We start from the raw sequence: 12,941 nt of genomic DNA on the forward strand, positions 1-12,941 counted from the left end.
CACATGGTCCGCATCAGAAGAGGAAGTAGCGCTGAGCCATGGGCAGTTCGGCCGCAGGTGCCGGTTCGACCGGTTCGCCGTCGATGGTCACGGCGAAGCTGTCGGGGTCGACGTGGACCTGCGGCAGTGCGTCGTTCTCCCGCATGTCGGCCTTGGTGACGCCGCGCGTGCTGGTGATCGGAACGAACCGCTTGCCGAGACCGAGGCGTTCGGGCAGCCCGTCCTCCATGGCCGCGTTCGCCACGAAGTTGAACGAGTTGGCGGCGGGCGCCCGACCGAATGCGCCGAACATCGGCCGCGGCATCACCGGCTGCGGGGTGGGGATGGACGCGTTGGCGTCGCCCATCTGCGCGTACGCGATCTGCCCGCCCTTGATGACGGTCTGCGGCTTGACGCCGAAGAACGCCGGGTCCCACAGCACCAGATCGGCGAGCTTGCCGGTCTCGACCGAACCGATCTCCCGGTCGAGGCCCTGAGCGACGGCGGGGTTGATGGTGTATTTGGCGACATAACGACGAACCCGGTGATTGTCGGCCCGACCGTCGCCGGGAAGGACGCCGCGGCGTTTCTTCATCACATGGGCGGTCTGCCAGGTGCGCAGGACGACCTCGCCGACGCGGCCCATCGCCTGGGCGTCGGAGGAGATGATCGAGATCGCCCCGAGGTCGTGGAGGATGTCCTCGGCCGCGATGGTGGAGGGACGGATCCGGGACTCGGCGAAGGCCAGGTCCTCCGGCACGGCGGGGTTGAGGTGGTGACAGACCATCAGCATGTCGAGGTGTTCCTCGATGGTGTTGACGGTGTGCGGCCGGGTCGGATTGGTGGAACTGGGCAGGACGTACGGCTCCGAGACCACGGTGATGATGTCCGGGGCGTGCCCGCCACCGGCGCCTTCGGTGTGGTAGGCGTGGATGGAGCGCCCGGCGATGGCCGCGAGCGTATCGGCGACGAAGCCGGCCTCGTTGAGGGTGTCCGTGTGGATGGCGAGCTGCGCGCCGCTCTCCTCGCACACGTTCAGACAGGCGTCGATGACGGCGGGAGTGGCACCCCAGTCCTCGTGGATCTTGAATCCGAGGGCACCGCTGCGCAGTTGGGCGCGCATGGCGTCGCCCGACATCGTGTTGCCCTTGCCCAGCAGCCCGATGTTGACGGGGTAGGCCTCCAGAGCCTCGAACATCCGGGCGAGGTGCCAGGCGCCCGGAGTGACCGTGGTCGCCTTCGTGCCCTCGGCCGGTCCGGTGCCGCCTCCGACGAGCGTGGTGACACCGGCGGAGAGCGCCTGGTCGACGATGGTCGGCGAGATGAAGTGGACATGGGCGTCGATGGCGCCCGCGGTGAGGAACTTGCCGTTGCCCGCGACGATTTCGGTCTCGGGGCCGATGACCAGATCGGGGTGGACGCCGTCCATGGTGTCCGGGTTGCCGGCTTTGCCGATCCCGGTGATCCGGCCGTCGCGGATGCCGATGTCCGCCTTGACGATGCCCCAGTGGTCGATGATCACGGCGCCGGTGATGACGGTGTCCGGGGCGCCTTCGGCGCGGGAGGTGCACGCCTGGCCCATCGACTCGCGGATCACTTTGCCACCGCCGAAAACTGCCTCGTCCCCCGCGAGTCCGGGGCCGCCCGAGCGGTCCTCCTCGATCTCGACGAGCAGATCGGTGTCGGCGAGCCGGATGCGGTCGCCGGTCGTGGGGCCGAACAGGTCGGCGTAGACGGCGCGGTCGAGTTCAGCCATCGAGGGCACCTCCCGTTTCGCCGCGCAGGCCGGGGACGATGCGCCGTCCGGCGAGGGGGACGAGCTCGATGTCGACGGGCACGCCGGGCTCGAAGCGCACGGCGGTCCCGGCGGCGATGTTCAGCCTCAGTCCGCGGGCGGCCGCACGGTCGAAGTCCAGGCCCGGGTTGGCCTCGGCGAAGTGATAGTGCGAACCGACCTGGACGGGCCGGTCGGCGGCGTTGAGAACGGTGAGGCGGGTGACGGACCGGCCCTCGTTGAACGGTACGGGCCCGTCTCCGTACAGGATCTCTCCGGGAATCATCGGTGACACCTCCCGTCAGACGATCGGCTCGTGCACGGTCACGAGCTTGGTGCCGTCCGGGAAGGTGGCCTCGACCTGGACGTCATGGATCATCTCGGGGACCCCGTCCATGACGTCTTCGCGGGAGAGCACCTTGCGGCCCGATGCCATCAGTTCGGAGACCGTACGACCGTCGCGGGCACCCTCCAGCAGATGGGTGGTGATCAGCGCGACCGCCTCGGGGTGGTTGAGCCGCAGTCCGCGCGCCCTCCGCTTCTGAGCCACGTCGGCAGCAACATGGATGAGCAGGCGTTCCTGCTCATGCGGGGTCAGTTGCATGCTTCCACCTCACAGTCCTGTGCCCAGTACCGGCCCTGGGCGCAGCGAGACACTAGCCGCCCTCAACAGACTGTTGAACATCGAACCGGTCTCTCGCGGCGAGGTATTGCACGTTAGGGCCGAAGTTTTTCCGGCGCGTTAACCGATCTTTTGCAGATCCATGGACATCAGGCCGCGCAGGCCGTTTTCCAGCACTTCGGGTTCGGCGTCACCGAAGAGCGCCATCTGCGCGAAGAACCCCTGCGCGGCCGCCATCATCGCCCGCGCCACATGGTCGGCGGGTACGTCCGCCCGCATGACCCCGGCCTTGCGGTAGCCCTCGACCACGTCCGCCCAGACGACACGCATGGTGCTGAACCCGTCGTCGAATGTGGCGGCCAGGCGCTCATTGCGCAGGGTCTCGGACCACACCTGCACGATCAGAGCGGCGAACTGCCGCCCGTCCAGACCGCACACCTCCCCCGAGAACAGCCCACGCAGCACCCGGCCGAGCAGTACATCGGGGGTCGGCGGCGGGGTGGCGTCCGCAGCCTCCTGGAAGGCCAGACGAATACTGGTGAACGCCTCATCGGCGATGGCCGCGATCAGGTCTTCCTTCCCGCTGAAGTAGCGGTAGACCGCACCGGCCGACAGGCCGACCTCCTTCAGCACCCCCTGCATCGACGTGCCGTGGAAGCCGTCGCGCGCGAAGCAGCGTGCCGCGCCGTCGATGATCTGCCGGCGGCGGGCGTCGAGGTGTTCCTGAGATACACGGGCCATATGGCAAACCTAAAACGAACGTTCCTTCTTGACAAGCCCCGACACCGACGGACAGTGTGGTCACCATCTAAAACGAACGATCTTTCTCTTTGAATCGAGGCCTCTCGTGTCCGCTGCCCCGAACCGCCGCATGGTGGCGGTCATCCTGCTGATCCCCGTGGTGGTGATCCTCGCGCTCTGGGCCTTCGCCTGGCCCGCGGCCCGGATCGCACCACACGATCTGCCCGTCGGGGTAGCCGGTTCCGCACCGGCCGCCGATCGGCTCCAGCAGCGGTTCGAGCAGCGCGAGGGCGCCTTCGAGGTCCATCGTTACGCCTCCGCGGCCGATGCCCGCCGCGCGATAGAAGACCGGTCCATATACGGCGCAGTCGTGGCCACCCCGCAGGGCCCGCAGCTGCTGACAGCCTCCGCGGCAAGCCCGGTGGTGGCCCAACTGCTGCACGAAGCAGTCACGGCCCAGGCCCCCGAGGGCGCTCAGGTGCAGGTCGAGGATGTGGTGGCGGCGCCCGCCGGGGATCCGCGCGGCAGCGCGCTCGGTGCGAGCTTCCTGCCACTGGCGATCGCCGGAGTACTCTCGGGCTCCGCGGTCACGATGCTGCGGCTGCGCGGGGGCCGGGCCGCACTGGCACTCATCGGCGTGGCCACGCTGGTCGGGATCGGCGCGGCGGCGCTGACCGACAACTGGCTCGGCGTGATCACCGGCGACTGGTGGGCCGAAGCCGGAACGCTGGGCCTCACCGTCCTGGCCATCGGCGGGACGGTGGCGGGGCTCGCCGCACTGATCGGTCCACCCGGCGTCGGCCTCGGCGCCCTGCTGATGGTGCTGCTCGGAAACCCGTTCTCCGGCGTGACCAGCGCTCCCGAGCTGTTGCCCCGGCCCATCGGGACGATCGGACAGCTGATGCCGCCGGGTGCGGGCGGCTCACTGCTGCGGTCGGTCGCCTTCTTCGACGGCAGCGATGCGGGCAGTGCGCTGCTCACGCTCACGCTGTGGGCGGCGCTCGGGCTGACGGCGGTACTCATCGGCGGCCGACGCCGGGCCCGGCGCCCGGCCGCACCCGCTCCCGGCACCCCGGAGCCGGCCCTGGCGGGCTGACCCCGTTCGAGCATGCCGTGCGCCCCCGCCGCAACGGGCGGGGCGCACGGCATTTCCGCGTCTCGGGACGTCAGTGGGGCGCTCAGCTGCCCGGCTCGCGGTGCCCCCTGTGTTCCGCCGCGATGCCGAAGCGTCGCCGTTCGCCGGGAGCGGACACGGAGGAGCCGATCGAGGAGACCGAGCTGATCACCTGCTCCTCGGCAGCCGCCTCGTCGTTTTCGAGTCGCTCCAGGTCAGCGGCCGAAACGAGCGCCACGAGCGGCTTGCCGTGCCGCGTCACGACCACTCGCTCGCCGCCGTAGACAACGCGGTTGATCAGTTCGGCGAGCTCAGCTCGGGCTTGCGTCACCGGAATCTCGTAGGCCATGCTCCCTAGCCTATGTAATGTCCACCTGGTCCGCCGTGGTCCGTAGCGACAGCGATTATCCAGGTCAGAGGCTCTCGCGTGCTTCCGTGCGCTCTCGTTTGTGAGAGATGTGTGAGACGAGGTGAGACGAAGAGTTTTCTGGTCGCACTGAATCCTGGCGGGTCTCAGCGGGGATCGACGCCTCACATGACGCGATCGGGCTGGTGCAGCCAGACGTCCTGGCCGTGAGGTCCCCCGGCCGGCCCGAAGGCGTCGGCGGGCGGCTCACCGAGACGGACATACCGCGCGCACAGCCTCGGGGCTGGACCCACAAGCAGCGCGGCCTGCATCCTCCGCCGTCGCCGCGTGTGCGACATCCCGCAGGTTCCTCCGAGCTCCGCTGAGAGCTTGCCCCTGTGGCCAGGGGGTTCTTCCTCCGTCGGATGCTCTTCCGTCCGGTGACGGAACTTCTGGATTCCTGAAGCTTTCTGATGTTGTCCGACCGATCCGCGGTCTGAGCGAAGGCGAGGAGGCTCGGGCCGGCGTCACCGGCAGTCGCAAGAGGCCCTCGCGAGCATCAGGCGCCGGTCTCGACTGAGGCGCCGGCAGGCCGCCCGCGACCCGGCCCGGCGGCGATGACGTCTCCTGGCGGCGCGATGGCCGGTCCTCGGTTTCCGCACAGAGCACGGCGGCGTCCGGGTTGCCCGGTTCGGACGCCTGCCACAGGTCCACGGTCCGTCTGCCCGCCGCCTGGTCCGCGAGCAAACGGATGCGGTGAGCACGCCTGCCCCAGCCGCCGGGCACTCGTGCCAGCAGATCGCGGGCCCCTTCCCAGCGGCCCAGGAACATGTCCTGTCGGGCCTCGGCGAGGGCCCTGTCGCCGAACGTCGGATCGTAAACCGGTGCTGTGTCGCCGCGGCGCAGGCAGGCAGAAGCTCGCGCTCCTTCGTGCGATTCGAGTGGGCTGGCCAGAACATCGTTCTCGGCCAGTTCTTCGTCGAGAAGCGACGGCGACCACCACCCACCCGCTGAGCAATCCGAGGAAGGGGTGCAGGCTCCTGGCCACCCAGGAGTAGGAGGCACCGGAGTTGACGTCAAGTCGCCCCAGGCGCCGGAAGGCGAGGCGATGCCCACCGTCGGGATCGCGCGTAAAGCAGGCTGGGGTGGCGAAGCCGACCGCTGTGACAAGTGCGGCAATCAGTGCGACGACGGTGTACGCCGGTCTGCATCCGGCGACCGCCATGAGCACGGAGTCGAGCGTTCCCGGGGCACTTGCTCTCAGCCCGCTTCCGCCGTTGCCGGTTCTGTCCATTCACCGCACGCGTTTGCGCTGTTGTCTCGAACAGAGGTGGTCCGGCCGTCGCCGGCGCCGGCCAGCCACTGGCTGTTGTCAGGCGATGGGCTGCTGCTGGGTGACGCAGTGGATGCCGCCGCCTCCGGTGCCGAGGCGGTCGATGTTGAGCTGTTCGATGACGCGGTCCGGGTAGAGGCGGGCCATAGTCGCCTTCGCGGCCCCGTCCGCCGTCGTGTCGCCGAAGTTAGCGGAGATGACAGCGCCGTTGCAGAGGTAGTAGTTGGCGTACGAGGCGAGGAAGTTCTGGTTTGTGGATCGGATTTTGTTGTAGTCGGGGCCCTGGAGCGTCGTCACCGTCATCGCACTGCCGGTGGCCGTCGTGGACGTGGACAGGACCTGGTACTGCCGGCGCGCGTCATTCGCGTACGCGTCGTTGTCCGACGCGAGGGGCATCTGGACGAGCGCCTTGCCGGGGGCCAGGAAGCGGGACGTGGCGTCGACGTGGTCGTCGGTGATGTCCTGGCCGCGGACACCGTCGAACCAGATGACCTTCGAGGCGCCGTACGCGTCGCACATCGCCGCCCCAGCTCGCTCTCCGACATCCCGGGGTTGCGGTTGCGGTTCACGAGACTGCTGCGGGTGGCCATCAGGGTGCCGTTGCCGTCCTGCTCGATGGCGCCGCCCTCGCCGACGAGGCCGGCGTAGGTGAATGGCACGCCCACATAGGAGGCGATCCGCTCGGCGACGAGGGCGTCCTTGGCGTGGGTCTGCTTGTTGCCCCAGCCGTTGAAGCCGAGCCCCACGGCGTCGAGGCCGCCGGAGCCGTCCGTACGGAAGACAGGCCCGGTGTCACGCATCCAGCAGTCGTCGACGGGAACGGAGCTGAGGATGGTGACCGCGGAGCCGCACATCGAGCGGGCCTTGGCCGCGCCGGCGGAGTTGGCGCACATGACGACCGGTTCGTACTTCGCGATCGTGCGGGCGATCAGGGCGATGTCGGCCTGGACGCCGCCCAGGCCGCTGCCCCAGATCGCGGTGCGGTCCGGCCAGGCCATCCACGTACGGGTGTGGCGGACGTCCTCGGCCGGGATCCTGAAGGCGTCGGCGGCCCCGACGGCCCCGGCCCGGCCCTGGGCGGTGGTTGCGATGGCGGCGCCGGCAACGGTCAGCCCGGCCGCCGCGAGGAACCCTCGCCGGTTCAGGCCCCGGCATGCGTGGCGGCCGGCGATGTGATCGTTCATGGTTGACCTCCAGTGTCAACTGGCTCTCGCAGTCAAATGGTTGGCAAACATCACGCAGCCGACCGAGCCGGCGGCGTGTCTCGGCCAGGGGCACGCACCCGGCCGGCAGGCAGCTGGATGCGCACGCTCACCGCGGGGCGCCCGGGGACGCCCCGGGGGCCTTCAGAGTGCCCGGCGGGCGGCGGCGATCGCCTCGGGGTCCCAGCCGGGGTGCGGCGCGGATTCCAGCAGAAGCCGTGTGTAGGGGTGTTGCGGTGCGGCGAGCACCTCGGCCGTGGGTCCCGCCTCCACGATGCGGCCCTGGCGCATGACGATGACATCGTCGGTGACGCAGCGGACCACGCCGAGGTCGTGGGTGATGAACAGATAGCCGATCCGAGTCTCCTCACGGATGTCGGCGAGCAGGTTGAGGATCTGTGCCTGTACGGAGACGTCGAGCGCGGCGACCGCCTCGTCGAGGACGAGGACGGCCGGTTGCACGGCGAGGGCCCGGGCGATGGCGACGCGCTGGCGCTGCCCGCCGGAGAGCTGCCGGGGCAGCGCGTCGGCGGCGCGGGTTCCCAGGCCGACCTGGTCGAGGAGCTCGCTGATGCGCCGGTCGTGGTCGGTACCGGGGAAGTGCAGGCGCAGGGTTTCGCGCAGGACCCCCTCGACACTGGTTCGGGGATCGAGGGAAAGGTACGGATCCTGGAATTCCATCTGGACTTCGCGTGCCCGCGCCAGGCGCTGGGCCCGGCCGCGCCTTCGCCCGCCGCGGGCCCGGCCCCGTACGAGGACGTGGCCGGCATCGGCCTGTTCCAGACCGACGACGATCCGGGCGGTGGTGGTCTTGCCGGACCCGGATTCGCCGACGATGCCCAGGGAGCCGCCCTCGGGGAGGGCGAAGGACACGTCGTCGACGGCGCGGACGTCTCCGTAGGCGCGGTGAAGGCCGACGGCCTCCAGGGCGTGCTCAGGCATCGACGGGGCTCCCTTCGAGACGGTCGGTGTGGTGGCAGGCGGCTCGATGGTCCGGCAGGCCGGGTGCCCGCAGCGGCTCGGGAGTCCGCTGGTCGCAGATCTCCGTGGCCAGCAGGACGGCGACATCGTCGGTGTCGACTTCAATTTCAACGGGTGGGGCAACAAGCAGATACGCACCAACGACGCCCAGGTGGGCCACACTCTCCTGGCGAAGTACGACATCCCCCGCAGGACGGCTCCCCTGGTCGCCGAGGAATGCGACTCCCCGTCCCCCGGCAGACTGCTGATCGACGGGCTAGCCGGCTAGCCAGTAGGGCTTGGTCAGGTTAGGGCTGCTACGGGAGTAGGCCGATCGGTCAGGTGATGTCGTCCGGGGCGAGGTCGGGGCGCAGGCGGTGCCAGAAGGGATGGCGCAGTCGGCCCGCCCTGGTCCGGGTCGCGTAGCGGACTTCGCCGACCAGACGGGGCAGCACCCACCGTGCGCCGGCCACCCCGGGTACCTCGTCGAATGGGCATGCGTCGATCGCGGCAGCCTGGAGCAGGCCTGCGAGGGTGGTGCGCTCCGTGTCACTCCAGCCTGTCCCGACACTCCCTACATACCGCAGGGCGCCCTTGTGCCGCTGCCCCACCAGCAGCGCGCCGGGCAGGCCGGCGAGCCGGCCACGGCCGGGCACCCACCCGCCGACGATCACATCGGCCGTGAGGACGTGCCGGATCTTGATCCACGCACGGGAGCGGACGCCCGGCTCGTACACGGAGGTGAGACGCTTCGCGAGCACGCCCTCCAGCCCCGCGGCTCGGGTCATCTCCACAGCCTGCGCTCCATGCCCGACGACCGCTGCGGGCGTCGACCAGTGGGCTCCGGCCAGGCCCAGACCCTCCAGGAGGGTCCGGCGCTCTGTGTACGGCATCTTGGTCAGGCTGCTGCGCCCAAGGAACACGACGTCGAACAAAACCAGGTGGGCCGGCACGATCTGGGCCATGCGGGCGGCCTTCGCCGGGGATCCGGCCAGCCCCATCCGGGACTGCAGCCGCTCGAAGTCACTGCGCCCCTCGCTGTCGAGTGCGACGATCTCGCCGTCCAGGACCGCAGGCCTGTCGAGCGCGGAGCCAAGGCCCGCGAGTTCCGGGTAGGCGGGAGTAATGTCCGTGCCGGACCGGGCCCGCAGGGTCACTGTCCCGTCGCCCGGCAGGTAGACGATGGCGCGCTGGCCGTCGTGCTTCACCTCGAACGCCCACCGGTCTTCGACGGCCTCGGGCGGCAGGCTGCCGGGGGTGGCGAGCATGGGCGCGATCCGCGGCAACGTGACCATGATGGCGCGCCCTTGTCCGGTCAGGACGTGCTGCGTTTCTTCGTAGCCGGTTTCCTGGCCGTGATCTTCTTCGAGGCCGCCGTTTTCTTCGCCGCGGTCTTCTTGGCCAGAGCAATCTCCTTCTTCGCAGTTGTCTTCCTGCTGGGCCGAATCTCGTGCACGGTCGCGCCCCCGCCGGGCTCGCCGCGCGCTTCCTTGGCCGCTTTGACCGAGGCGTTCAGGGCGGCCATCAGGTCCACGACCTTCCCGGGCCCCCTCTCCTCGCCCTCGGCCGGCTCCGGGAGCTCCTTGCCCTCCGACTTCGCCTCGATCAGCTCTTCCAGGGCGTCGCGGTACTGGTCCCGGAAGCTGCTGATGTCGTCCATGGCCAGGGTGTCGGTGAGCTGGACGGCCCGCTCGATCTCGTCGTCATCCAGATCGGCAGCCTTGGGCATGAGGGATTCGGGACTGCGGATCTCATCCGGCCACCGCATGCTGTGCAAGACGATCGCGTTCTCACGCACCCGCAGCAGCCCGAGGCGCTCGCGGCCGTGCCAGGCGAATTTCGCGACCGCGACCTTGTCGGAGCGCTCCAGCGCCTTACGGAGCAGGGTGTAGGGCTTGGCTGCGACCTGTCCGTCAATCGCGAGGAAGTAGCTGTCGCTGATCCGGATCGGGTCGATGCTGTCGGCGTCGACGAATGCGACGATCTCGATCGCCTTCGCCGTCGGCAGGGGCATCTCGTCGAGCTCTTCGTCAGTGACCGGGACGACCTGGTCCTTGGTGAGCTCGTAGCCCTTGCCGATCTCGTCCTGCGGCACGACCTCGTCATCGAGCTCGCACACCTTCCGGGTGCGGACCCTGCCCATGTCCTCCAGGTGCACCTGGTGGAAGCGGATCGAACGGTCCTCGGTAGCACTAATGATCTTGATCGGGATCGTGACCAGGCCAAAGCTGATAGCTCCGGTCCACAAGGGCCGCGGCATGCGCACCTCCAAGCCCCCCTGGCAGTGTGGGCCGGGAAGCGGACCGGAGCGCCGGAGAAGGGATGCCAGACCCTTGGAGCGCAGCCGGGCCACCGCCCGTAACCCGATCCTCACGCCAGCCCAGGCCGCGCGCATCTGGATCAGCCGGATGCACCGACCAGCTCCAACGGCCGGCCAGCTGCCGCCATGGCCCTGTGCCGCAGCGTGGCTATGCGGTGGTGCGGTCGGGGTCGGGGAGCTCGGGCGGGAAGTCCCGATCCAGGATTTCCGCCCAGTGAGTGGTGCAGGACAACGAAGCCGGTGGTGTCGGCCCGTGTCGCCAGTCCTTACCCGAGCACGACCAGCACGTCGGGATTAATGCCGGCTCTCCAGCAGGTCCTTGAACTTCTCCAGGTCGGTCCGGACTGTGTCCTCGATCGCATGGACCTGGGCGAATCCCTTCGGGCCGCCGAAGGTCGCCCGCACGGTGTCTGGGTCGTACTCCAGCCGGACTTGCAACTGGGTGTGCTTGTCGTCCAGCGGGTTCACGGCGAAGGCGGCCTTCAGCTCCGGGCTGTCCACCGTCCAGTCCATCACCTGACCCTTGCCACGATCGGCAATGCGAGTCTCGAAAGCCTGCTCGTCGTCCCCGATCCGGACGTCGAGATGGGCTCGGCTGCTGCCGTGCGCAGCTGCGCTCTTCACGCCCTCCATGAACATTGGGTACTCATCGATGCGGTGCAGCTGCGCCCAGACTTCCTGCGCCGGGACAGCGACGTTGACCTGTTCTTCGAGCCTGCTCATCGCGAGAGCCTCGCTTCCCGGCCCGGCCGCCCGGGCCATCAGTACCTCCAGCCTGCTCTGCTACCCGCCTCCCGGCCACCCAGCCCAGTTCTGGCTCACGTTCCACAATCCGGTCACGCTCCGTGAGCGTGGAGGGCCTTGCGCAGCAAGACGGGACACCGGAGGCTGAGAACATTCTTCGAATCCGGTGACAGCGGCAGACCGCCAGCGGCCAGGACACCATCCGGTTCCGCGGCATCGACGTCTTCGGTCTGCCCGCTGCCGAGGTGGTGACCCTGCTGCGAGGGCTCGCCACGATCACCGAGGCCGAGGACGACCCGGCCTCCTTCATCGCACCAGACCTTCTTCTCAGCTTCTGGCGCCCCTTCGAAGCGGACGACGAACCCGACGAAGAACAGGGCTACTACTTCAGCTCGGTCCTCCTGGCTCGACCCGGCTACTACGACACACCCGCTGAAGCCGCTGCCAGACTCCGCGCGGTTGGACACCAGGAGCCGTGACCTGACGAGAGTTTGGCTGGGTGGCGACCCACCCGTTACCAGCGCCTATCAGAGTGGAAGGGCCTCATCAACCACGGTCTTCAGGTCTGTCGGCAGATCAGGTGAGTCCCGCCAGTTCTGGGCGATCAGCAAGAGCGCGACCCATGCGTCACGCGCTTCAGCGTTCGACTGCCCGGAAAAAACCGCGTCCAGCACCCGTCTGGCAAGACCGTCGACAACCGCATACAGGGCATTCGAGACCTTGCCCACGTCGTCCAGAGGCGAGCCCGCAGCATGAGACGGTGCACCGTCGAGCCGGATGGTGACTGAGGCAGCCGAGTACGTCCTTCCATGGAGGAAGTCACGAAGGCTGCCAATTTGATGACGCGACGGCAGAGGCGGCTGATCAGGACTTTGAGGCACACCGTCACCCTATTTGAAGCGGGACCGTCGCTAACGTCCCTCACACAGCAGCGAAGCCCCGAACTGCAACGAGGCCACATAGACCCGAGATAACCGTGGTGCGCAGCGCGGTGACCCAGTACAGGAGCCGTACGCGCTCGAGTTCGTCGGCGTACTGGCGCAGTTGGGGGCCGACGGTGCCGCCGGGGATCGGCTCGCCGACGTCGGGGTCGACGGAGATGACGACCAGGGCGCGGTCCAGGGCGTGGATCTCGGCCTCGCTGGTCAGGTTCTCCAGCTGCTTCGCGGCGGAGTCGGAGAACGCGATCCGGGCGCGGCGCGGGCCGTGCGGTGGGGCCATCAGGCGACGGCCGGGCGCTGGGCGGCGAGGCGGGTGAGGTGGGCCTCGCGCAGCTCTTCCCACGGGGTGCACTGCTCGGGGTCGGGCAGGCCGTTGGTGGCGACACGCCGTCGTCGAGCAGGTCATCGCGGACAGCAAAGCCTCCGCCCTGGCCCACCTGCCGTCGGGGAAGTTCAACGCCAACGCCGCCTGGCTCACCCTGTGGGCGATGGCCTGCAACCTGCTGCGGGCAGTCGGCGCACTGACCTCCGCCTTCCACGCCAAGGCCACCACCGCCACCCTCCGCGCCCACCTGATCCAGGTCCCGGCCCGGATCGCCCGCTCCGCACGGCGTATCACACTGCACCTACCGCACAACTGGCCCTGGCGAGACGCGTGGACACAGTTGTTCGGCACCGTCCACCGCCCACCCGAACCGGCCTGACCGCCTCTGCCCGCCCCGCCCCGCCAGGGCCCAACCGGAACCGAACCCTGTGGAAAAGCTGGGCAGACAGTGAGGATGTCAGTGGCTTCTCCGAGGGGTCTGACTCATGGGCAGACGGACGTCGTCGGACTGTCTTGCGCTGGATCCGTCGATCCACTCGG

General features: G+C 69.0%; 14 protein-coding genes and 2 pseudogenes. 4 read left to right on the forward strand and 12 right to left on the reverse strand.

Going from position 1 to position 12,941, the window contains the following annotated elements; all coding sequences use genetic code 11:
• Positions 1-13 precede the first annotated feature (13 nt).
• The 4 genes from IEZ15_RS29765 to IEZ15_RS29780 form a co-directional block, all read right to left on the reverse strand.
• Positions 14-1,735: an urease subunit alpha gene (locus tag IEZ15_RS29765; protein ID WP_189280152.1), complete on the reverse strand. Its 1,722-nt coding sequence runs from the start codon at positions 1,733-1,735 to the stop codon at positions 14-16.
• Positions 1,728-2,039: an urease subunit beta gene (locus IEZ15_RS29770; RefSeq protein ID WP_114243268.1), complete on the reverse strand. Its 312-nt coding sequence runs from the start codon at positions 2,037-2,039 to the stop codon at positions 1,728-1,730. The genes IEZ15_RS29765 and IEZ15_RS29770 overlap by 8 nt, the downstream gene beginning before the upstream one ends.
• Before the next feature lie 15 nt (positions 2,040-2,054).
• Positions 2,055-2,357, reverse strand: a complete 303-nt coding sequence (locus IEZ15_RS29775) for an urease subunit gamma (RefSeq protein ID WP_189280153.1) — start codon at positions 2,355-2,357, stop codon at positions 2,055-2,057.
• A gap of 138 nt (positions 2,358-2,495) precedes the next feature.
• Positions 2,496-3,116, reverse strand: coding sequence for a TetR/AcrR family transcriptional regulator (locus IEZ15_RS29780; protein WP_114243270.1), 621 nt, complete (start codon positions 3,114-3,116; stop codon positions 2,496-2,498).
• Between the two features lie 106 nt (positions 3,117-3,222).
• Between IEZ15_RS29780 and IEZ15_RS29785 the strand changes: the two genes are divergently transcribed.
• The gene (locus IEZ15_RS29785) at positions 3,223-4,212 is read left to right on the forward strand and encodes an ABC transporter permease (protein WP_189280154.1); all 990 of its coding nucleotides are present in this window, start codon (positions 3,223-3,225) and stop codon (positions 4,210-4,212) included.
• Between the two features lie 82 nt (positions 4,213-4,294).
• Here IEZ15_RS29785 and IEZ15_RS29790 read toward each other — a convergent pair whose 3' ends face one another.
• The 3 genes and pseudogenes from IEZ15_RS29790 to IEZ15_RS29800 form a co-directional block, all read right to left on the reverse strand.
• A complete protein-coding gene (locus IEZ15_RS29790; RefSeq protein ID WP_093893440.1) occupies positions 4,295-4,579 on the reverse strand; it encodes a type II toxin-antitoxin system Phd/YefM family antitoxin in 285 nt (94 codons plus the stop codon).
• A 1,369-nt stretch (positions 4,580-5,948) separates the two neighbouring features.
• Positions 5,949-7,093 (reverse strand): annotated as a pseudogene (locus IEZ15_RS47250) (agmatine deiminase family protein).
• 162 nt (positions 7,094-7,255) lie between these two features.
• Positions 7,256-8,053, reverse strand: a complete 798-nt coding sequence (locus IEZ15_RS29800) for an ABC transporter ATP-binding protein (RefSeq protein WP_189280155.1) — start codon at positions 8,051-8,053, stop codon at positions 7,256-7,258.
• A 31-nt stretch (positions 8,054-8,084) separates the two neighbouring features.
• Between IEZ15_RS29800 and IEZ15_RS47255 the strand changes: the two genes are divergently transcribed.
• Positions 8,085-8,360: a hypothetical protein gene (locus IEZ15_RS47255; protein WP_373302641.1), complete on the forward strand. Its 276-nt coding sequence runs from the start codon at positions 8,085-8,087 to the stop codon at positions 8,358-8,360.
• A gap of 49 nt (positions 8,361-8,409) precedes the next feature.
• Here the strand turns inward: IEZ15_RS47255 and IEZ15_RS29810 are convergent, their stop codons facing one another.
• From IEZ15_RS29810 to IEZ15_RS29820, 3 genes are all read right to left on the reverse strand, one after another.
• Complete coding sequence (locus IEZ15_RS29810) at positions 8,410-9,366, reverse strand: ATP-dependent DNA ligase (protein WP_189280156.1); 957 nt, start codon at positions 9,364-9,366, stop codon at positions 8,410-8,412.
• Between the two features lie 20 nt (positions 9,367-9,386).
• A complete protein-coding gene (gene ku, locus IEZ15_RS29815) occupies positions 9,387-10,331 on the reverse strand; it encodes a non-homologous end joining protein Ku (RefSeq protein WP_189280157.1) in 945 nt (314 codons plus the stop codon).
• 354 nt (positions 10,332-10,685) lie between these two features.
• Positions 10,686-11,114, reverse strand: a complete 429-nt coding sequence (locus IEZ15_RS29820) for an SRPBCC family protein (RefSeq protein WP_114248858.1) — start codon at positions 11,112-11,114, stop codon at positions 10,686-10,688.
• 269 nt (positions 11,115-11,383) lie between these two features.
• Here IEZ15_RS29820 and IEZ15_RS29825 point away from each other — a divergent pair, with 269 nt between their 5' ends.
• On the forward strand, positions 11,384-11,614 hold the full coding sequence (locus tag IEZ15_RS29825) for a hypothetical protein (RefSeq protein WP_189280158.1): 231 nt from the start codon (positions 11,384-11,386) through the stop codon (positions 11,612-11,614).
• A gap of 48 nt (positions 11,615-11,662) precedes the next feature.
• On the opposite strand, the gene IEZ15_RS29830 is transcribed toward IEZ15_RS29825, so the two are convergent.
• Together IEZ15_RS29830 and IEZ15_RS29835 are read right to left on the reverse strand one after the other, a co-directional pair.
• A complete protein-coding gene (locus IEZ15_RS29830) occupies positions 11,663-11,863 on the reverse strand; it encodes a hypothetical protein (RefSeq protein WP_189280159.1) in 201 nt (66 codons plus the stop codon).
• Between the two features lie 193 nt (positions 11,864-12,056).
• Positions 12,057-12,356: a hypothetical protein gene (locus tag IEZ15_RS29835; RefSeq protein ID WP_189280160.1), complete on the reverse strand. Its 300-nt coding sequence runs from the start codon at positions 12,354-12,356 to the stop codon at positions 12,057-12,059.
• 103 nt (positions 12,357-12,459) lie between these two features.
• Between IEZ15_RS29835 and IEZ15_RS29840 the strand changes: the two are divergent.
• Positions 12,460-12,780 (forward strand): annotated as a pseudogene (locus IEZ15_RS29840) (transposase); the annotation flags it as partial.
• Positions 12,781-12,941: the final 161 nt, after the last annotated feature.

Source organism: Streptomyces atratus (assembly GCF_014648655.1).
GTDB classification, from domain to species: Bacteria; Actinomycetota; Actinomycetes; order Streptomycetales; family Streptomycetaceae; genus Streptomyces; species Streptomyces atratus.

Excerpts from the sequence above, each read along its gene's own strand:
- IEZ15_RS29765 (WP_189280152.1), bottom strand. The coding sequence starts at position 1,735 with ATGGCTGAACTCGACCGCGCCGTCTACGCCGACCTGTTCGGCCCCACG.
- IEZ15_RS29770 (WP_114243268.1), bottom strand. The coding sequence starts at position 2,039 with ATGATTCCCGGAGAGATCCTGTACGGAGACGGGCCCGTACCGTTCAAC.
- IEZ15_RS29775 (WP_189280153.1), bottom strand. The coding sequence starts at position 2,357 with ATGCAACTGACCCCGCATGAGCAGGAACGCCTGCTCATCCATGTTGCT.
- IEZ15_RS29780 (WP_114243270.1), bottom strand. The coding sequence starts at position 3,116 with ATGGCCCGTGTATCTCAGGAACACCTCGACGCCCGCCGCCGGCAGATC.
- IEZ15_RS29790 (WP_093893440.1), bottom strand. The coding sequence starts at position 4,579 with ATGGCCTACGAGATTCCGGTGACGCAAGCCCGAGCTGAGCTCGCCGAA.
- IEZ15_RS29800 (WP_189280155.1), bottom strand. The coding sequence starts at position 8,053 with ATGCCTGAGCACGCCCTGGAGGCCGTCGGCCTTCACCGCGCCTACGGA.
- IEZ15_RS29810 (WP_189280156.1), bottom strand. The coding sequence starts at position 9,366 with ATGGTCACGTTGCCGCGGATCGCGCCCATGCTCGCCACCCCCGGCAGC.
- ku (WP_189280157.1), bottom strand. The coding sequence starts at position 10,331 with ATGCCGCGGCCCTTGTGGACCGGAGCTATCAGCTTTGGCCTGGTCACG.
- IEZ15_RS29820 (WP_114248858.1), bottom strand. The coding sequence starts at position 11,114 with ATGAGCAGGCTCGAAGAACAGGTCAACGTCGCTGTCCCGGCGCAGGAA.
- IEZ15_RS29835 (WP_189280160.1), bottom strand. The coding sequence starts at position 12,356 with ATGGCCCCACCGCACGGCCCGCGCCGCGCCCGGATCGCGTTCTCCGAC.